Source organism: Lacihabitans sp. CS3-21 (assembly GCF_024343675.1).
Classification (GTDB): Bacteria; Bacteroidota; Bacteroidia; order Cytophagales; family Spirosomataceae; genus Leadbetterella.
The window spans coordinates 57177-78125 of record NZ_RJUD01000008.1 but is presented as its reverse complement, the minus strand read 5'-3'; the positions used below and the strand labels follow the sequence as shown (position 1 = coordinate 78125).

The 20949-nt window shown below is 36.6% G+C and carries 15 protein-coding genes; 3 read left to right on the top strand and 12 right to left on the bottom strand.

Going from position 1 to position 20949, the window contains the following annotated elements; all coding sequences use genetic code 11:
* Window positions 1–65: 65 nt before the first annotated feature.
* The 3 genes from EGI24_RS07120 to EGI24_RS07110 all read left to right on the top strand — a co-directional run bounded on the left by EGI24_RS07120 (window position 66) and on the right by EGI24_RS07110 (window position 4338).
* Window positions 66–620 carry a DUF4136 domain-containing protein gene (locus tag EGI24_RS07120; RefSeq protein ID WP_255036338.1) on the top strand — a complete coding sequence of 185 codons (555 nt, stop codon included), beginning with the start codon at window positions 66–68 and terminating at the stop codon, window positions 618–620.
* Between the two features lie 2 nt (window positions 621–622).
* Complete coding sequence (locus tag EGI24_RS07115) at window positions 623–1180, top strand: DUF4136 domain-containing protein (protein ID WP_255047673.1); 558 nt, start codon at window positions 623–625, stop codon at window positions 1178–1180.
* A 395-nt stretch (window positions 1181–1575) separates the two neighbouring features.
* Complete coding sequence (locus EGI24_RS07110) at window positions 1576–4338, top strand: PQQ-dependent sugar dehydrogenase (RefSeq protein WP_255047672.1); 2763 nt, start codon at window positions 1576–1578, stop codon at window positions 4336–4338.
* 120 nt (window positions 4339–4458) lie between these two features.
* Here the strand turns inward: EGI24_RS07110 and EGI24_RS07105 are convergent, their stop codons facing one another.
* From EGI24_RS07105 to EGI24_RS07050, 12 genes are all read right to left on the bottom strand, one after another.
* Entirely contained in the window at window positions 4459–5544 is a 1086-nt protein-coding gene (locus EGI24_RS07105) for a DUF2891 domain-containing protein (RefSeq protein ID WP_255047671.1), read from the bottom strand.
* A gap of 23 nt (window positions 5545–5567) precedes the next feature.
* Window positions 5568–6899, bottom strand: a complete 1332-nt coding sequence (locus tag EGI24_RS07100; RefSeq protein WP_255047670.1) for a GntP family permease — start codon at window positions 6897–6899, stop codon at window positions 5568–5570.
* An 82-nt stretch (window positions 6900–6981) separates the two neighbouring features.
* Window positions 6982–8580, bottom strand: coding sequence for a hypothetical protein (locus EGI24_RS07095; protein ID WP_255047669.1), 1599 nt, complete (start codon window positions 8578–8580; stop codon window positions 6982–6984).
* Between the two features lies 1 nt (window position 8581).
* A complete protein-coding gene (locus EGI24_RS07090; RefSeq protein ID WP_255047668.1) occupies window positions 8582–10741 on the bottom strand; it encodes a hypothetical protein in 2160 nt (719 codons plus the stop codon).
* On the bottom strand, window positions 10738–11889 hold the full coding sequence (locus EGI24_RS07085; protein ID WP_255047667.1) for a BatA domain-containing protein: 1152 nt from the start codon (window positions 11887–11889) through the stop codon (window positions 10738–10740). Before EGI24_RS07085 ends, EGI24_RS07090 begins: the two co-directional genes overlap by 4 nt.
* Entirely contained in the window at window positions 11880–12746 is an 867-nt protein-coding gene (locus EGI24_RS07080) for a DUF58 domain-containing protein (RefSeq protein ID WP_255047666.1), read from the bottom strand. The genes EGI24_RS07085 and EGI24_RS07080 overlap by 10 nt, the downstream gene beginning before the upstream one ends.
* Before the next feature lie 24 nt (window positions 12747–12770).
* Window positions 12771–13742, bottom strand: a complete 972-nt coding sequence (locus EGI24_RS07075; protein ID WP_255047665.1) for a MoxR family ATPase — start codon at window positions 13740–13742, stop codon at window positions 12771–12773.
* A 6-nt stretch (window positions 13743–13748) separates the two neighbouring features.
* Window positions 13749–14363, bottom strand: a complete 615-nt coding sequence (locus tag EGI24_RS07070) for a DUF4159 domain-containing protein (protein WP_255047664.1) — start codon at window positions 14361–14363, stop codon at window positions 13749–13751.
* Between the two features lie 158 nt (window positions 14364–14521).
* A complete protein-coding gene (locus tag EGI24_RS07065; RefSeq protein ID WP_255047663.1) occupies window positions 14522–15898 on the bottom strand; it encodes a S41 family peptidase in 1377 nt (458 codons plus the stop codon).
* Window positions 15899–15902: 4 nt separating this feature from the next.
* Window positions 15903–17624, bottom strand: coding sequence for a cellulase family glycosylhydrolase (locus tag EGI24_RS07060; RefSeq protein WP_255047662.1), 1722 nt, complete (start codon window positions 17622–17624; stop codon window positions 15903–15905).
* Between the two features lie 175 nt (window positions 17625–17799).
* On the bottom strand, window positions 17800–19137 hold the full coding sequence (locus tag EGI24_RS07055) for a TldD/PmbA family protein (RefSeq protein ID WP_255047661.1): 1338 nt from the start codon (window positions 19135–19137) through the stop codon (window positions 17800–17802).
* A 152-nt stretch (window positions 19138–19289) separates the two neighbouring features.
* A complete protein-coding gene (locus EGI24_RS07050) occupies window positions 19290–20930 on the bottom strand; it encodes a TldD/PmbA family protein (protein ID WP_255047660.1) in 1641 nt (546 codons plus the stop codon).
* Window positions 20931–20949: the final 19 nt, after the last annotated feature.

Below are 20949 nucleotides of genomic sequence, written 5' to 3'. Positions count from 1 at the left end.
GTTTAAACAAGCAACTGATATTGTTGGTTTTACGTATGTATTGGAATTCTAAACTTATTACCCGAATGAAAAAAATCTTTATTTTGACTTTTTTTGTGTTTGTAGGTCTTACTAGTTGCAATTCTCTAAAGTTGATGGTTGACAACGACTACAGTTACGACACCGACTTTACTACCTACACCAGTTACAATTTTCTCAATTGCGAGATCGACACCTCAGACATTTGCTCAGAAATCCAAGATGCCATTCGCCGACAAATGAAAGCCCGCGGTTACAAAATGACTGACGAAAAACCAGGACTTTTGGTAAGCTACAGTATCATCAAAGACAGAGTGGGTTATAAAGGCTATTTTCAACCTTCTATGGAACGATGGGTAAACAGATACGAGAATGACGAAACCTACAAAGTCCAAACCTACAACTTTGGGGGAGGAATGATTTTGGTGTCTCTTTTAGATGCCGAAAGTAGCCGTCTGATTTGGCGAGGTTACGCCTCTGGTGTCTTTAATAAGCAAGTAAACAAGCCAGTAAACTACTATCGTTCAGTGGTCAGAAGTATATTTGACCAATATCCGCTCTTTGCTGCAGGAGAAAAACCTAGGAAGATTACCGAAATGTAATCATGAACAAGTTATTTGTATTGCTTTTAATTTCAGTGATTTCAACAAGTTGCTTGAGGAATAGAGTGTTCATAGAGCACGATTACAAATACTCCTTAGGTTTTACAGACTATAAAACCTATTCATTTGTTGAATGCCAGCGAGATACCAATTATATCTGTGAGGATGTACAACAAGCTATAAAACAGCAAATGGCAGCCAGAGGCTATGTTTTTACTTATGAAAAACCCGATTTGTTTGTTAATTTTTTCGTTTATTACGACGCCATAAAATATACGGGCTACGACCAGCCCAGCATGAATTTTTGGCTTAACAATAACACTGATAACGATTCATACAAGGCCATTAGATATAATCTTAAACAAGGCACTTTAATGATTTCGTTGATAGAAGGTACCACTTCAGAAATAGTTTGGAGAGGATACGCCAACGGCATTTTCAATGATAACTCGCACAAAAAGAGTTATTTCAAAAATATTGTGGCCAATATTTTTACTGAATATCCGCTTTTTGCTACAGATGCGGCTTGGAAAAAATCTAAGTTGAATAAGACGATGTAAATTGGGTCTTTGTGAGATAAGAAAGGTTTTTCTAACTACGTTAAACTCGTGTTATGGCCAAAATTATTTGTGATTTAGGCTAGTATCCTCCATACTTTGATAAATAATATTAGTTAACAAGTATGATTTTCAAGAAATTTCAACTTCTCTTGTTTATTTAGCTTATTTGAAATCTCTAGGGAAGGAGAACATCTTTTTATTTTTTCTTCTTTATATAAGTTTTTTTTAGAGCAAAATACAATGCCAAAAATATGAGTAGCATTTTGTTTTTCTACATAACTAACCCCACAAAACTTCCTAATCATCTAATAAAAAAGCCTATATATCTAATAATTGTATCTTTATAATAAAATGATGGTAAATTTGGATTTTTCAAACTCAATCAACCTATTTCTATGATTAAGATTTTCTCTACTTTGTTTTTAAGCGTTTTGGCTTGGTTTGGCTTTTTAGCTGATAAACCTGCTCCTCCAGATTGGAATCGATTCACGAAAGTTGTTTTGGCTGAAGGTTTAGATGAGCCAATGGAAATGGCTTTTTTGCCAGGAAATAAGATTATTGTGGTAGAAAGGAAAGGTGGTGTGAAAATCATCAATGAAAAAACTAAGGAAGTTTTGGATGCGGGTTTTATAACCGTTAACACCAAATATACCAACAAACAAGGCCAAACACGTGAAGCCGAAGAAGGACTGATGGGTGTAAGTCTTGATCCAAAATTTGCAACAAACCGTTGGGTTTATTTATATTATGCCCATCCAAAGCAGTCTAAACATGTTTTGTCTAGATTTACTTTGAAAAACGATACATTAGATATGGCTTCTGAAAAGCAAGTATTGGATGTAATAACACAGCGAGAAGAGTGTTGTCACACTGGTGGTGGTATGACTTGGGACAATGCGGGCAACTTATTTTTGACAGTGGGGAATAATACTGTAAATCCACGTCAAGGATCTTCAAACTTGGTAGAAACTCCAGGAAAGGAAAATGAAGATGATCAAAGAGCCCCTGGTAATACAAATGATTTGAGAGGTAAAATATTGAGAATTCATCCAGAAGCCAACGGGACATATACCATTCCAAAAGGCAATTTATTCCCAGTTGGCACAGCCAAAACCCGTCCTGAAATTTATACCATGGGTCATAGAAATGCTTGGAGACCTTCTTTGGATTCAAAAACTGGCTTTTTGTATTGGGGCGAAGTTGGCCCAGATGCCTCCAAAGATTCTACTTGGGGACCAAGAGGATATGATGAGTTTAACCAAGCCAAGGGCCCAGGTTTTTTTGGATGGCCATATTTTATTGGGAAAAACTTTCCTTATAAAAAATACAACTCTTCTGACGGCACTTATGGTGAACCTTTCGATGTAAATAACCCAGTAAACAACTCAGTTAACAATACAGGTTTGGTGAATTTGCCTAAGCCAGTTCCTGCAATGATTTATTATCCTTATGGACCTTCAACTGATTTCCCATTGGTAGGTACTTCCGGAAGAAGTGCTACAGGGGGCCCAGTGTTTAGAAAAGCCGATTTCAAAACAGCTCCAAGACCTTGGCCTGATTATTATGAAGGAAAATGGCTTATTACTGAGTTTATGCGTGGATGGATAATGGCAGTTACCATGGACGAGAAAGGTGATTATGTATCAATGGAAAGAGTATTGCCAGACATGAACTTTAGTTCTGCCATCGACATGGATTTTGGTCCAAGCGGCGATATGTATGTGCTGGAGTACGGTTCAGCCTGGTTTAGAGGTAATGACAATTCGAAATTGGTGAAAATAGAATACAACGCTGGAAATAGAAGACCAAATGTTGTGGCTGTTTCTGATAAAACTTCTGGTGCATTACCCTTAGCAGTTAAGTTTTCAGCTGAAGGCTCGAATGACTTTGACCCAGAAGATGCTGGTAAATTGACTTACAAATGGAAAATTGCTGATTCAAAGAAAGCAATCGTTGCGAATTTAGTGGGTAAAGAACCAAATTTCATTTTTAAAACTGCTGGAAACTTTACGGTAACACTTGAAGTAACAGATACCAAAGGTGCTAAGAACAGTATTTCTTTACCGGTTACAGCTGGAAATACTGCACCTGAAGTAGACATTGAACTTGAAGCTTCTAATCAGACCTTTTACTTTGGAAAAAATCCTATTGGTTATAAAGTGAAGGTAAAAGACAAAGAAGATGGCGATAAAATTAAACCTGAGGAAGTGGCGGTAACGTTCGATTATTTGCCACAAGGTTTTGATCCAATAGAAATTGCGGCCAAACAAAAAAGTGCTGATGATATGGCTTCTTATGCTGTGGGACGCAACTTGATAGAGGCTTCTGACTGTAAATCTTGCCACCAGTATACGACAAAATCTATTGGACCTAGCTACCAAGCCGTAGCGGATAAATATCCAAATACCCCTGAAAATATGACGTATTTAGTGAAAAAAATCAAAGAAGGTGGTAGTGGTGTTTGGGGAGAACATGGTATGAGTGCACACCCAGACTTGAGCGAAGTAAATGCTAAACGTATGGCAGATTATATCTTTAGCCTTGCTTCAAATAATGCCAATGTATCTAAATTGGCATTAACTGGAACTGTAAAACCTGAAAACCCAATTTATGAGAATACTGCAGGTAGTTTTGTTTTAAGAGCAGCTTATAAAGACAAGGGAGCCATGAAAACCAAGGCTCTTTTGAATGAGAAATTGGTAATTTTGCGTCCAAATTATCTTCGTCCTCAAGATCTGAATGGCTCATTTGGCACGCAGGTAATAACCACTCCTGGGTATTCGTTTTCGTTGGTTGGCGATAAGTCTTATGGATATTACAAAAACATTGATTTGACTTCAATCAAGGAAATTATAGCCTATGTTCAAGCAAGTGCTAGAAATGGGGCTGTTGGCGGTAAAGTAGAGCTAAGACTCGACAAAGTAGACGGACCACTTTTGGCAACTTCGGAATACGTGGGTTTGAAAGAATTAGGCTTTGAAAGACCACCTGCTGGTACGAATATGGCTGAATGGAGTCGCAATCGTTCTGGAAAAGCTAAATTGACCTTAAACCAAAGTGTAAATGGAAAACATGACGTTTATTTGGTGTTCAGAAACGAGAAAGCCGCCAAAACTGATGTAATACTTCAATTGACAGAAGTTGGATTTTTTCAATAGTCTTTAGAGAATTAGGCAATAAAAAAAGCACCAGTTTGGTGCTTTTTTTATTGTCAATTTTTTCGGTAAAATAATACTGATGGATTAAATGCCAACTCTTCTATCAAAAACAAAATGGTTTCAATCAAAAATGGCATAAACAGCAAAAGAAGCTAACCAATGATCACCACCATAATTTCCAGAGGTTACGTTGGGTAAAGTCTTTTCAAGAAACTCTTGAGATTTTTTCTCGAACCTCACTTTTAAAGGATTAGTTTTATCTAAAGATTTCGCTATACCTTTTAAACACCAAGCACGGCTCAAACTTAAACCATCCAAATGAACAATTTGAAAGTCAGTTCTGTCTGAAACTACTGGCATTTTCAGGATATTTGTGATCGATTTTGGTTCCATAAAAGTTTTAAACCAAGATTCAAATTCGCGAGGAGGCATAATTCTACGCATTAAATCTGCAATTTCTAAATTTGGTGAGAGAAAATCAGAGCCATCAGGTTCTAGATATGCAGGTGCATTTTTTTGTTCATAGTAAAATTCATTCGCTTTAGCAATAACCGCCAATTCAAAATTGTCATTTTTAGTAGCGATTGCCCAATCGAGTGCAAAACATAATCCGAAGGCGGTATTTGGGTGCACGCCTGTTCTATTTGGATAAGTTTGTTTAGGTAAAAACTCTGACCAAAGTCTTACTATTTCCATGGTTAGTGGCTGCAAGTTTTTATGCCATTTTTGAGCAATAGGATCGTTCCAAGTTAATAATTCTTGATCGAGTTTGAGTATCCATGCCCAACCGTATGTTCTTTCAAAAGTCTTGGTTGTTTTGTATTTGGTAAAGTATTCAGCCTCTGTTTTAATTTTTTCGGACTGAAAACTGCTTTCTAAGGTTTTGATAATCTTAGCTTTATCTTTTAAGTCAGGAAAGGTTTTTAGTAATTTCACCAACATCCAGTGGCCATGCACACTGGAGTGCCAGTCTAAACATCCATAAAAACTCGGGTGTAGGTCAGAAGGAAGAAGCTTGTGATCAGCTGCCCCATCGGAGCTGTGTCCTGTTTTATTGGGAAATTCCTGAGTTATACAATGCAAAGGCAATGTGGCCAGTTTTTCCGCAGTTTCCTGAGTGAAGAGGGCGTTGGTTTGGGCCTGAGTTTTTGTTATTATTAAAAGAAGAAGTAAAAATATTTGAATTCTTATTTTTAATATTTTCATGCGTTTAGTTGTTTTTTTAATGCTTAATTGAAAATAATATATAATAAACACACGGTAATGAAACTCGCAATTCCTTGTAAGCCCGTCAATAGCGTGTGCGTTTTGAAAGCGTCTTTTTGGCTGATTCCAGTAAATTGAGAGACCACCCAAAACCATGCATCGTTGGCATGTGAAACCACCATTGCACCGCTACCAATGGCCATCAAAAGTAATGTGAGCTCAAATGCTTGAGTGAATCCTACAGATATTAGTATAGGAGCTAAGAGGCTTGAAGAGAGTACCATAGCCGAAGTAGTAGAACCTTGGGCAGTTTTGAAAAATGCTGCAATTAAAAAAGCAAAAAGTAAGAATAATAGACCAGAACTTTGATTATTTATAAGCCAATCGGTCATCGTTTGTTTAAGTGAGGTTTCTTTTAAAACAGCACCAAAAGCTCCTCCAGCACCTACCAAAACCAAGGTAGTTCCGCAGTGATTTATTCCACTTTTGAAGCATTCTAAAAGCCATTCTGAGGGCTTCTCAGGAAAAAGAAAATAAGAAAGAAATATAGCAAGTAAAAATGAAATCAACGGACTACCAATAAAACTCAACCATGTTGTGACGGTTTCTGGAAAGTGTAATATTTTAGCGAATGAGGCCAATGAAATTAATAAAATAGGCAACAAAATGGGCATAAATGCCAACCAAGCCGAAGGTAATTTTTTGTGATTTTGAATGGCTATATTTTCTTCATCTTCTGATATTAAAGTAAGGTTTTTTGCAAATTTATTGGCAAACCAAGTGGACAAAAATAAGCTTGGTATAGAAACTACGAGACCAATGATAATTACCAAGCCAATAGAATCAGAAATATTTAAATTTCCAGCAGCTGATAATGGTCCTGGTGTTGGTGGCACTAAAGTATGGGTAGCAAAAAGGCCTCCTGAGAGCCCAATAGCTATGGTTCCTAGCGGAACTTTAGATTTTTGAGCGACTATTTTATTGAGTTTAGAATGTATAATAAAGCCTGAATCGCAGAAAACGGGGATACCTACCAAAGCCCCGATGATAGACATGGCGAAAGTGGGATATTTTTTTCCAAAAGAATCAATGATTAAGTCCGCTACCTTTATAGCAGCTCCTGATTTATCCAAAATTGCCCCAATTACACAACCGAGAATCACCATTAAGCCTATTTTGGTCATTAAATCCCCAAATCCTTTGCCTATGGTTTCTGCCAATTTGTCAATGGGTAGGCCAGCTGAAATGCCCACAAACAGAGCCGCAATCAGCAGTCCGGCCAGTGGGTGAATTTTGAAAACCGTAGAAGACAGCACAATGAAAGCAATTGCAATCAGAACGATAATTAGAATCATTTAAGGTTGGGTATTTTTGGACTACTAAGATGACAATAATTGGTGGCAAACCCAAAAGTTAACAAAGTTTTATCAATTTGTTTCACCATTTTGCCTCTATCCAAACCACAATAAACAGGATAATACATAAAATTAATCTCAACCAATCGGGTAGAATTTCAAAACTACTATTTGATTGGAAAGTATGTGCAGTCATTTTGGAATCGTAAGAATTGATTATGGATTTTGTCTGCATGAAACTTAAATATGGTTTAGCATTGACTTCTACAAATACTTCTAAACTATCATTTATTTTTTGCCAGTCAGTTTGTCTAAATACGTATTTTCCCATTCGCGTTTTCGAATTGATAGGCGAAATTCTAGTGAAAATAGTGTCGTTTGTCGTTTTGAAAATCGCTGAAGAATTATCGAAATTATTAAATTTTATGTTCGTCCAAAGACCAGAAACAATAGGAGCTGCTATTTCTATATTATTCTTTTGAACTGGTTGCAAAAATTGCAGCACATTTCCCCAAATTTGCCGATAAGTAATACTATCGCCAGAAAGTAGTAGGGGATAGGTCTCAGATATTAAGGTTATTCCAACTCTTTTATTTGATACGGAAATTGGCCATTTGTTGAATTTTTGTTGGTTTTTGTTTTCTTTTAAGCCGAAGGGGATACCAATTAAATCGTTTGGTAGTTTAGATTCTGTTTCTTGGCTAATTCTCTGAATTTCAAAGTTTTCGGAGAATGATTTATTGACAATTGAAAGGTCGTTTTCTGTCAAATTGAAAACAAAAACGCCGCCGCCAGCCTTCAAAGTTTTTTGGCAAACGGGATTATTGGCTCTAGCTGGAGTAGTAAAAACAATATTATAATTAGCATCTTTATTTTGATTTATGACCGTTTTGTTTTGTGTGTTTTTGGTAATGATTGTTTCAACATCAACGGTATGTCCATTTTTTCCTAGCCACTCCGATAACATTTTCGTTTCAAAGTCTGGATTTTCTGCCAAAACAAGGATTTTTAGTTTAGGAGATGTCCTTGAATAATACTTTATTTCAGAAATTGTTTCTTCTTCAAGGTTTAAACTGATGTTAGTTTTACCTACTGAAAATGATGGGTATGACAGGTTAAAGTGTTGTTTTCCTTTTTCAAGTTTCACACTATCAAGTATTTGACTTCCATATTTTAGTTTTAATGTACCTGCTTTTTCTAAATCTAACCATCCGTTTACCATTTGGGTTTCGTTTTGAAATACGACTGCTCGCCAGTTCAGGTTTTGGATTTCATTTTGTTGGAATTCCGGTAAAAATTCTACTTTTCTGTCAGAAAGTAAACTCAAAAACTCTGGATTAAAGCTTTGACCAATTAATTTTACCTCTTGGTTTTTATCGGCATATTCCTTTTCAAATTTGCTAGTCGAAACCACCATTTTAAGGCCTAAACTGTCCTTTATTTTTTTTTCAAAATCTGGAGAAACTATTTCATCCTTAATTCCAATTTTAACTAAATACTTATTGTTGTTCGTCGTTGGCGGAAATATCAAAATGACAATAGATATCCAAAGCAAGATGTTGAGCGTTAGTTTGGTGTATTTCCTTTTGAGATTTTTTTGACTTAAAGTCCCATACAATTGAGTAGCTAACAATATGATTAGCAATGTGATAAGGGTAATATGTTGTATGTTCTCTGACAATTTACTTTAAGTTTTTTCTGAAAGCTGTTTCCAATTCCTTATTATTTATGGTGGTTTTTCCTCCTTTATTTTTCTGATTTTCGAAATTTAAGATGAGCAATAAGCTATTTTTTAGCGTTTCTTTCTGCTGTTTTGTTACGTTTTTGGCGTTTATTATGGTCTGAATATCCTTCAAAATAGAGCCTTTTATGTTGGACAATTCCGATAATGCCTGACCAAGTCTTAGCATTTTTTGCTTATCCTTATTATCAATCTTTTCTTTTTCAAGAATATCTATTATCGAAGCGGCCAATAGTCTGGTTTCGTCTTCAAAGAACACTTTACTGATATTTTGTTTTGCATTGAATTTGGTCAGTTCACCTGTGAGTCTTTTCTCTTTTTCTTTGATTGGAGGCGGGTCAAATCCCGTCTTCTTTACATAAACTCTGGCTTTTTGTTGAGCTTCCTTTAAGTAGGCAAGTGCTTTGTTTTCAAACGGTAAGGCTTTTTCTGGTTCGTAAAGTCTCAAGTGAAGTTCCGATTGCCACATTTGCTCCAAAGCCATTTTTAAGAGACTCCTGGTCGATTGCTCATAGAAAGTGTTGGTTTCTGCATCATCATGGGAATGCACATATTCGGCCATTAAGGCAGCTAAAGGATCCTGGTTTGTGTTCGGATTTTCTACAGCATGTGCGTGTTCATGTCCATGTTCCTCATGCCCGTGGTTATCCTCCTGTTCCTCAGTGTCATGGGCATGTACAAAACCCTTCATGAAGTCCCCATCTTCCTCTTCATGCGGAGCTGCTCCAATACTATTTTCAAATTCCTCTCCTAAATATTGTCCATATCTCAACCGAAGCACTTTTTGGTCATATCCGATTTCATTGGATTCTGAATTAAACATGGCAGTTTTAATTTTACTGCGTTTTTTTATGAGCTTTTCGGTATCAATGATTATTTGTCTCTGGCTTCTGAAGTATTCTGGTAGAATATTCATGGCCATGGTGGCTAAATCAGATTCATCTTTTGAAGCTGTGTCTTTGAAAACCACGAAGTAAGTATCTGATTTTGTGAAATTTGGTTCAGGCTGTTTGTTGTCAATTGCAGCCCAATAATAGTACAATTCATCTCCAGGGCTGAAGTTGAGTGCTTTTAAATCTATATTTTTGGAGATATTGGCAGATTGAAAATTTGTACTTCCCACTGGCCACTTTGCCTCTCTGAATTTTACATTTTCACCAGACCCCCTGGCTACAGTAGCTACAATATAAGCTTGACTCACCTTAAAATCATCAGATATTTTTGCTGAAATTTGGATGGTTTTCGGGTCTTTCATTTGATGGATTGTATACAGATTTTTGGAGGCTGGTTCTATTTTTGGAGGATTATCGGGCAAAGCTTCAATTCTGTAAAACGCTGATTGATATATTAATGAGTCTTTTTGAAATGCTTTGATAGAATAAAAACCGCTGTGTAATATTTGATCAATGTGTAGGTAATTGTCTCCACTTTTGATGAATTCCAAGCTTTTACCCTTGGCATTTTCTAAAACAACTGAGACCTCTGGTGAATTATCAAATTTCACAATCCATTCGAGGTTGGAACCTACTATTACTTCCGCATTAAGGTTGGCAGAAGTTTTTTGGCTCAATCCAGTATATTTTGGAGGTGTAATTTTTAGAACGGAAGAGTTGAACTTTGGCTGTTTTACTGCCGAACTACTCTCGGTTGTATCAAGCAAGTTTGCGATTGGCAAATTTAGGCTTTTCAGTTTTTTTGGAATAAATGAAAATCCGGAACTCAAAATGGCTACCGATAACAAAATCCAGAATGCCTTATCTAGCTTCAATGGGAGCTGTATTTTTGTGTCCATGATTCTATCCACTTGCATGATTTCCACTACGTTTAGCTCCTTTTTCTCTAATAATGAAAGGCTGTGTTCTAGCTTTGGATTGTGTTGATGAACAAATTTTTTGGCAGCTTCTTTTTTATTTTTCCAAATGTTTAGATAAAAACCCAATGCAACAAATCCAAAGGTTGCACCTAAAATGGATAGCGACTTATTTTGAATAAAGTAGTTTAAAACGAAATAAGAAGCAAGGCCTACAAAAATGCACTTCAGCATGTCTATCAAGAACAACCTGATGGCTATTTTGGAAACTGTATTACTTATTCTGTTCATTTATTTTTTTTTAGTGATATCCAACGCTCTGTTATTATAATTCCTAAAAGTAACAAACATAAGTATTTGTCAATAAGTATTTTATCATTCGTTTTTTTGCCTATATGCTCTTTAAAAACCTGCCTTAACTGTTGCTTGCTCAATGGCGATTTCTGCGAGTGCAATTGATAATGATTCAAAAGAATTTCAAGTATTTGTTCTGGTAGTTCTGCTCTGAATACACTTCCAGCTTTTAGATTTTCATTGAGAAACACCACGTTTTTGGCAGTATTTTGACTTCCTTTTAATAAAATTATCAATTCAGCATTTTTGTATTTTTCAATTTGATCACCGATAACTATTTCTGGACTTTGATTTACGTAAATAAATGGAAATCCATAAACTTCTTTTATGGCTTCAAAAGCTGCTTTCGCATTATTGTTTTCTGTTTGATTCGTGATATTTATGGCAACTTTTATTTCTTTTTTCTCAATAATTTTTTTCGATGGTTTGGTGCTATTATTCGTTAGTTTTTTATCAGCATCTACATAAATATATTCATTGGTTGACAGAGCCTTACCTTCTTCTTTTGGGGTTTTATTTGAAAAGAAAACTTCAAAGTTTCTTGGTAAATATAGATTTGGGTTTTCTCCTAAATTTATATCATTAGGTAAATATAGGTGAAGAATTTTTTTTGAAAAATCTATTTTTTTATTATTTGCAATGTTTTGAATATCAGAAATATACGTTTCTTTTTCTACAAAATTGGCTTCTAATTTCTCAATGTTTTTATTGAGATTGTCAATCCAAAATACAGGTTCTTTTTTGGTTAAAGCCTCATTTATTTCGAATTTAAAATTCTCCGTAGTTGCTTTGTCTTTTGCTACAACATGAATTTTACCAAGTGGAGTCTCGTTATTTTCTCCTAATTTATTTAAGAGAGGTTTAGCAATTATTAAAACTAATAATGCAATGGCTAAAATCCTTAGAATTAATAGTAACCAATCATCAAACCTGAATCCTTTGGCTTTTAGTTTTTGGCTTTCTACCAACCATTTCATAGCTGCCCAATCCACATTTTTGGCTTGTTTTTGATTCCAAAAGTGAATCAAAATTGGGGCAGCTATAGCAGCTAATCCCCAAAGAACATTTGGGTTTATTAGCTCCATTTTAATTTTTTGAGAGAGTTTTTCAATACTTCAGCTATTGGGTCATTGAGTTGACACCTGTAAAAATGGACATTTTCAATTTTTAGCTCATTTTCAAAATCATCTAGGTAACCATGAAAGGATTTCAGATATGCGTTTTTTGTTTCCTCAGGACTTAATTCTATACTTTTTCCAGTTTCTAAGTCTTTAAATTTGATAACTTCATCCCATTCAAAGCTAACTTCTTTTTCACCAAGAATTTGAAAGAGTAAAAGTTGTTTTCCAGGCCTCGACCATAGATTCACGAGCTGATAAAACTCACTGTTTGTTTGAAAGAAGTCGGAGACGAATATCAATAATTCTTTATTTTTTGATTGAAATTCAGGAAAATTTATTTTCTCAAAATTCCAGTTTCCTTCTGCTTTAGCATTTTCTAGGCCATAAAGTATTTTTTGAAAACTTTGTTTGCCTTGGCTAGCCAACAATTCCAATTTGCCATTTTTTAAGCCAAAAAGATTCATGTTGTCACTCTGCTTAAAACCCAGATAGGCGAAAGATGCGAGTAATATTTTGGCAAAATATAGCCGAGAAACGCCCTTTTCTTCATAGTTCATCGAGCCAGATAGGTCAATAATGAAGTTGATAGTGAGTGTACTTTCAGTGGCTGATTCTCTTACCTGGTGTTTTTCAGTACGGGCAAAAAGCTTCCAGTCTATACTCTTTGGGTCGTCACCCGGTCTGTAATGTCGGTATTGTTCAAACTCTGCCCCAGTGCCTGACCTTTTGCTATTATGAAGCCCAAGCACTACTTGATCACTCACCAATTTGGCAGCGAGCTGTAGGTTATTGACTTTTTTTAGGTCTTGGGCTAAAGACATGCGTAGCTTATGAGATAGTTTGCTTTATGATTTCAATAAATTTTTTATGACATCATCGGTGCTTATTCCTTCGGCTTCAGCACGAAAGTTTAGCGAAATTCTATGTCTTAAAACTGGATATGCCAGCGTATGAATGTCTTCGGGAATTACCGAAAATCTACCTTTTACCACAGCCCTGGCTTTGGCACAAAGTATCAATGCCTGGCCCGCTCGAGGTCCTGCACCCCATTCACACCATTTTTTTACAAACTCTGAAGTAGAATTCTGTGGTCGCGAATTTCTTACTAGGTTATTTACTTCCACTATCAAGCTGTCGTCTATATGAACTTGGCGAGTGAGATTTTGTAAGGCTATGATATCCAGTGCGTTAAATACACTGTTAATTGTATTTTTTTTCACAGCAGTCGTAGACTTTAACACTTCCAATTCTTCTGTTTCAGAAGGATAATAGAGTTTTATAAACAACAAAAATCTGTCTAATTGAGCTTCAGGCAAGGGGTAGGTTCCAGATTGCTCAATTGGATTTTGGGTAGCGATAATCAAAAATGGCTTGTCTAAATCATAATTTACACCACCGTAAGTCACTTTATATTCTTGCATAGCTTCCAATAGGGCAGCTTGAGTTTTAGGTGGCGTACGGTTTATTTCGTCTGCTAAAACTATGTTAGCAAACAAAGGGCCTTTGTTGAATTTGAAGAATTTCTTTCCAGTTTCGTGGTCTTCTTCCAATATCTCGGTTCCAATAATATCGCCTGGCATAAGATCGGGCGTAAATTGGATTCTTTTGAATTCCATCTCTAAAGCCTCAGATATCGTCTTTACCATTAAGGTTTTTGCTAATCCTGGAACGCCTTCGAGTAGGCAATGTCCCCCTGCCAAAAAAGCGATTAAGATTTCCTCAATAACTTCGTTTTGCCCAACTATTACCTTGGCAATTTCTTTTTTTAAGAGCGGCAATTTCTCTACCAGCGATTTGTATTGTTCTTTGGTTTCCAATTTATTCTAATGTGTTAATGCATAGTTGATAATATTCACACCAAACTTGGTGTTGTCTTCGGCCAGCCAGCGTTTGTTGCGAAAATCATAGTCCCATTCGCAGCCGTAGTCTTTGTTTGAGTATAAAATTCCTATTCTTCCGTTTACCGTTACTGCTTTTAGATAATCATGAACGAGGTCGTCACCCCAGCCATTGAGCTCAAAACTTGTGGTAGGAGGGCCTTCAAATTCAAAGAAAGATTGGTAAATTGGATGCGTATTTGGGATTTTCTGCAAGGCTTTTTGTCCAAAAACTCTCCCGATTTCCTGCTCAAACGATTTTGCAAAAAGTCCATCTATATCATGGTTGCAATCATCCACAAAAAGAAATCCTCCATTTTGTATGTACCGATGCAGGTTATCTCTTTCCATACTCGAAAATTCTACTAATTTGTGTCCACTTAAATAACAGATTGGACTTCGGAATAGGTTTTTATCAGTCAGAAAAATGGTTCGTTCTTTTTCGTCTATCGGAATGGTTGTATATTCGACAAGCGAATTCAAGATATTACTAGGCATACGTTGGTCAGTATCCCAGTCGCCAGAGTTATATTGAATACGTGTAAATACGAAAGGTTTCAAGTTTGCTTTTTCAGATGAATTAAAAAACCACTAAACTTAATAAAAAAGGCTTATTTAACCTTCAAAAACTTGACGAATGGAGATTAAATGACGACAAATTATATTTTTTGTTGCTTTTTTAATAAAAAGAAAATTTATGCTTTCAGCTAAATTAAATTTTAGTTGGATACAAACGGCGTTAAACTATCATAATGGTGGAGCCTATCCATGAAGTTCACTTTGTAATGGTTTGAATCTATTACATCGGTGGTTATGGTATTGTTAATTATTTGAAGTGTTTTTTTCAAAAGCGTTTCATTGAGATTTCCGATGGGATAATAAGGCAAAACATCATCTTGAACCACATAATTCGGGATAAATCCTTCTTTTCTTGCATAAATAGCTTCCCCTCTTGAGTTTTCCAAGGTTGAATAGGCAGGCATAAGAACCAAAGGTAGTTGGCCAGTTTCATCTGTTATGATGGTCGAAATTACGCTTTTACCCATGGTATTGTCTCCGATTAAAATCACCTCCATATACGGTTTTAGGCAGTTTATTACCAATTCAGATGAAGAAGACGTTGATTTTGAGGTTATTACAAAAACTCTATTGAGCGTATTTAAATTAAAAGTTTCATTTGTCCAGTTTCTTCCGTCTTTATTTCCATCAGGTTTGCTTTGAGCCTCGAGTGTTTGGTTTTTATTCATGTGGCCTCCAAACATTTTCTCATTTGGATTTAGATTTTTAACAATCAAAGAGCCTACAACTTCTGCATTTGGTGTAAATCCTCCTGGATTGAATCTTAAATCGAGTATGAAATCATCTATTTTCTGGTTTTTGAAATAGCCAAAAACGGCTCTGAGTTCTGGATCGATATCATGGAGAAATTGTGTAAAAGCCAAATAACCAATTTTTTGTTTTCCAGTTTCGATCACCCTAAAGTCATAAATGGGTTTTACTTTGTAGCCAGTTTTTGCGATATTGGCATTTTTGATTTCGTCTGAAGTATTTAGCCAGGTTATGTCGATATTCGGCTGGGCTAAAAGTGTCAAAATATTATTTTCAGTAATCGTATTTCCATTTATCTTCTGGATAATATCTGCCCTGTATAGGCCCGCTTTTTCTGCTGGGCTATTTTGTGCTACCAATGAAATCGCCAGAAATATTTGGTCTTTTAATGGGTCTGGTTTAAAAGTTTTGTATCTAAATCCGTATCCTACTGGTGTGCCCAACCAAAAGTTCAAAACGTCGTTTTTGTCACTTTTCATATATGAAAACCAATCTTGATTTTCATTTATGAGCGATTTGTAATATTTGATTGGTTCTAAGTATTTATCAGTTTTGGCTTCTACTGGCATGGCCTCTTCCCATAGATAATACTTTTTCATTTGCGAATAAATCCAGTTGTTTTCTTTTAGAAATTTAGATGGAACTATTGTAATGGTAGAATCCTTAGGGTTGTTGTTTATGGGGTTAATATCTATGGGTTTTCTACTGCAAGAAAAATTTCCAAGCAGCAAAATCGCACATAGAACTTTTATAAAATTGCGGTGCATTTATTTAATTTTTAAAAAGTTTATAGCTCTCTGGTTCTTTTGAACCCAAAAGGTACAAATAATATACGCCTTGTGGAAGTTCTTTGAGGTCAAGTTTTGTAGATTTTAGGTTTGAAATGTCTTTTTGGAGAATTTTTCGACCAAGCTGGTCGTAAATATGGAGTAGGTAAAATTCTTGAATTTCGCTTAGGTGTAGTTCGTCAGAAACTGGATTTGGAAAAACTTGGACTTTATTTTCGCTAGAAATTGATAATAAAACACTTGATGAGTCTTGAACTTCTTCAACTTTGATATTTTTTAAGGATACGTTTCCAGTTTTAAGACCAAGATCAAAAACTATTCTTGCTTTTGGGTCATCTGGTGAGGTCATTACAAAACTATAGGTAAATTTGGTCTCGTTGCTAGTCAAAGTGAAACCTTTGTAGCTTGAATACGCACTGTAAGTACCAGAAGCTAGGCCAATATAGTTGGTTATGCCTATATCGGTATCAGATTTTGCCTCAAATCGCACTAAGTATCTTTTTCCTTTTTTTAGCGGGATGTCATTTTTTACAAATTGTACATGCCATCCCTCAGTGGAAGATTTCTTTATTTCAATGTTTGCAAAGTTTTCCTTAATTACAAGGTTTGCAGTAGCTGAGGGTTGAAGGTATAAGTTCCAATTGTTGGTATTTGAGGTGAAGTTACTTTCGTAAATAGTGTTGGTTTTGATTTCTTTTGCGGCTGAAATTGGATTTCGGACCAAAGCGTCCAATAGAGGTTGTAGATATTGGCCAGTTGAGGGATTGTAAATTCCGAAACCTGCACTAAATTCCCAATAAGCCCAGCTAAAACCTTGTTGTTCAAACCATCGGGCGAGGTAATTACTCCAAAGTACCCTACTTTCTAAGTCGGCTTTTGAAAACGCTCCAAATTCTCCGATATGAATCGGAAGGTTATTTTGATTGCCAAATTCCTTTAAGTATTTAAATTGTCCAATTATTTCGTCCCTTTCTAAGTTAGTGTTTTCCCATTTTGTACCCAGCCATGGGGTAGAGCCATCTACCCAGTCGGCCCCTTGGTGTGTAAAATTGAAAGGGTCGTAATAGTGTATAGTAAGTATGATGTTGTCGTCGGCAGGTATTTTGAGCGATGAAACACCCGCAAGTCCACCCCAATTTGACGTTCCCATTAAAACGGCCCTAGTTTTGTTGGTTTTACGAATAGCAGAAAGTGCTTCAGCAAAAAAAGTGTTCCATTTATCTGGTGTGAGGTTAGTGTTTGGTTCGTTCATGACTTCAAACAGCAGGTTTGAATCATAATCTTTAAAAAAGGTGGCTATTTGAGTCCATTGACTTAAAAACTTCGCTTTTTGTGCATCTGGATTTGCAAATATGGCCTCATGGTGGTGCATGTTTATGATTACCAAAAGATTTTCTTTTTTTGCCAAATCCACAACAGTTTTAATTCTTTCTAAAAAGTTAGCATTAATGGTGAATGGTTCAGTTTGTTGGCATCTTGCGGCTACATCCCATCTGATAGGTATTCTTACGTGATTAAATCCCTGGCTTTTTATTCGAGTAAAATAATCATCTTTAAATGGATTTCCCCATTCGGTTTCTGACGGTGCCTCAAACATATTCCCCATGTTTATTCCTTTTCCTAGTTTTTTGTTGAGGTCATGTATGGGTGATTGTGCGGTGGCCATTTGAAAGTACAGGACGAATACCACTAGGATTTTGTACATCTTATGCTTTTATTTTGTTTACAAAAATATTGATAATGTTGGTTTTTTGTTTGGTTCTTTTTTGAAATAAATGATCAAATTAATTTTAATTATGCCATTAGAATAGTTTTTGGGGAACAAAAAAGGCAAGACTCTTTGAAGTCTTGCCTTTAATGAAACATATTTTTTGCGTTTCCTAAACCGCATCGCTTAAGCTCGAGAAAGTAAATTCTCTGATTTTCATCGGAGGAATCATATAGTTTTGGTTAGATTCCGTGCTTACTACTCTTTCAGATACACCAAGCGTTTCAAGGTTGTTGAGCATGATAATCGGACTTTCGTTGAACCTCAAGTTTTTGATAGGATGTTTTATTTTTCCGTCTTCTATATAAAAAGTCCCGTCACGTGTAAGTCCCGTCAAAAGCAATGTTTGGGGATCTACAGGTCTGATGTACCAGAGTTTGGTAACCAATATGCCTCTTTTTGTGCTTTTTATCATTTCTTCCAAACTTGCCTTTCCACCTTCCATGATCATGTTGTTAGGAAATGGTACTGGTTTTACACCCTTTTCTTTGGCCCAAAAAATAGAATAGGCCAGATTTTTTACTACTCCTTTATCTATCCACTTGAGTTTTTGTTGGGCTTGTCCATCACCCGACCATGGCGAAGCAGGCAATTCGGGATGGTTGGGGTCAGAGTAGAAAGTAACGGCCTCGTCTACTATTTTATCACCAAGTTTAGTTTTCCCGCCTGGTTTACTAAAAAACGAACGGCCTTCATCGGCACTTCTAGCATCCATGCCGAAGAAAATGTTTTCTAATAAAACTGCCGCAGCTGTTGGTTCAAGAATTACGGTATACTTTCCCGGTTCTATGGCTTGAGCACTTGCCGATGCTTTGGCTTTTTGGAGTGCCACTTTTGTGGCAGCGGCCGTATCTAATTTATTGAAATCACTATAGCCTTTGGCCACATAGCCAGAACCTTTGCCATCTTCGGTTCTTACTGTAAGTGAGAAGTTTACATTGGTAGATGCGTAATATGCAAACAAACCTTTTGAATTCATAATGGCTGTGTAGCCATGTTGGTCTTCTAAAAAACCTGCTCCAACGAGTTTCTCTTTTCGGCATAATTCCAAACTTTGAGCTACTTTGGTGGCTCTTTTATCAGGATTTATGGTGGCTGTTGATTCAAAATAACCATTGGCTTTCATGTAGGTTTGTGGGTCTACTAAACCTTCATATTCTGGATTTTCTGGTGCCAGTTTTGCCAGTTCTTCGGCTCTTTTTACAACTTTTTCGAGTGAGGCATCGTCAAATTCGTCTATGGTGGCTGAGCCTACTTTGTTGCCAAATGCAGAGGTAACAGCGATGTTTTTATTGGTAAGTCCACCCGCCGTAGAAACTTCGTTTCGTGCATAGCGGATGTTACCACGTTGCTCGCCAATGATGTTTACAATACATTCATCAGCCTTGGAGTAGCTCAAGATTTTTTTGAGCAAGGCTTTGGCTTCTTCTTCTGTTAATATTATGTTCATGTTCTTTGTTCTTTTTTGATGATTTTAAACTCAGGATTTGAATGACTAAAATTCTAATTGGGTCAGATTTGGTTTTTTGTTAAATCAGATTGAACTTTCCATTCATCTCTTAATTTTCAATTAACCAATTAACCAATTAACCAATTAACCAATTAAATTTTTCTGCCGGTGTTAATGACATTGACTCCATCAAATCTGGCAGTTGAGCTACCATGTGATACAGCACTTGATTGCGAAGGCTGGCCTTTCCCATCAAAAAATGAACCACCCAATCGATAATCTCTCTCATCACAGATTTTACTGCATGAATTCCAGAATTCCTGCGTATTGGACTGATATGCAACGTCTTTCAGCATTTCACCTATTTTTCCATCTTTGATTTCGTAATAAAGCTGGCCACCAAATTGGAAGTTATAACGCTGCTGGTCAATTGAGAATGAACCATCTCCAATGATATAAATACCTTTTTTAACGTCTTTTATCATTTCTTCTACCGAAAGAGGAGCTTTGCCTGGGGCTAAGGAAACATTGGCCATACGTTGGAACTGTACCGACGACCAACTGTCCGCATAGCAACATCCATGCGATTCTGTTTCCCCTATAATATGAGCTTGATCACGAATGGCTTGATAGTTTACCAAAGTGCCGTCTTTTACCAAATCCCATTTTTTGGTTTTAACGCCCTCATCGTCCCAACCAACTGCTCCTAATGATCCCACTTGCGTTTTATCAGCAAAAAGGGTTACTTCTTTACTGCCATAGTTGAAGTTTTTAGACTGCCATTTGTCTAAAGTCGCAAAAGAAGTTCCTGCAAAATTAGCTTCATAACCCAGTACTCTATCAAGTTCTAGTGGGTGCCCAACTGACTCGTGGATTGTAAGCCACAAATGTGATGGATCTAGAACCAAATCGTATTTTCCAGCTTCTACTGATTTTGCAGAAAGCTTCGCTTTGGCTTGTTGGGCCGCCGCTATGGCGTCTTCAAGCATGTCATAGCCTCGGTTATATCGGGTAGTTATGCCTGTTATTTTGTCCTTTGGATTGGTTTGCAAATACTCGTAACCCATGCCCATTGGAGCACTAAGTGCATTTCTTGTTTCAAATTTTCCTGATTTAGGATCAATACAAGTTACATTGAAAATCGGCCAAGTGCGGTGTATGTCTTGGTCTACATAAGTGCCATCAGATGAGGCAAAGTATTTTTGTTCATTAACTAAGAACAGAATAGAGTTAACATAGTTTGCTCCATTTTTTATAGCGGCGTCGTTTACTCCTAGAAGTAAATCAACTTTTTCTTGAATAGGCACCTCAAAGGCGTTTTTGATGATGGGTGTTTTCCAACTTACCTCTCCAAATCCTTTTTGGGCAGCCAAGGCTACGGGCTCTTTCATCAGTTTGGCGTTCGCTTTTGCAATGGCCACCGCTTCCTCTGCAGCCCGGGCTGTGTCGGCTTCTGATTTGGCATCAACTACTGCTGCAAAACCCCAGCACCCGTCAGCAATCACACGAACACCTACTCCGTACGACTCGGTATTAACGATATTTTGAACTTTGTCTTCACGCGTAACCACAAACTGGTTTAAATAGCGACCAATTCTGATGTCCGTATAAGTAGCTCCTTTGGACTTGGCTGCATTTAATGCAGCGTCGGCAAGGCGTTTTTTTATGGCTACGTCCATGGAGCCATTGAGTAAGGCTTCGTAGGAAACATTGTTTCCCATAACTGGAATATTAGGCAGCATGGCCGCACCAATTCCAAGACCCGATAATTGAAGGAAATCTCGTCTTTTCAAGGTAAATAGCTTTTAGATT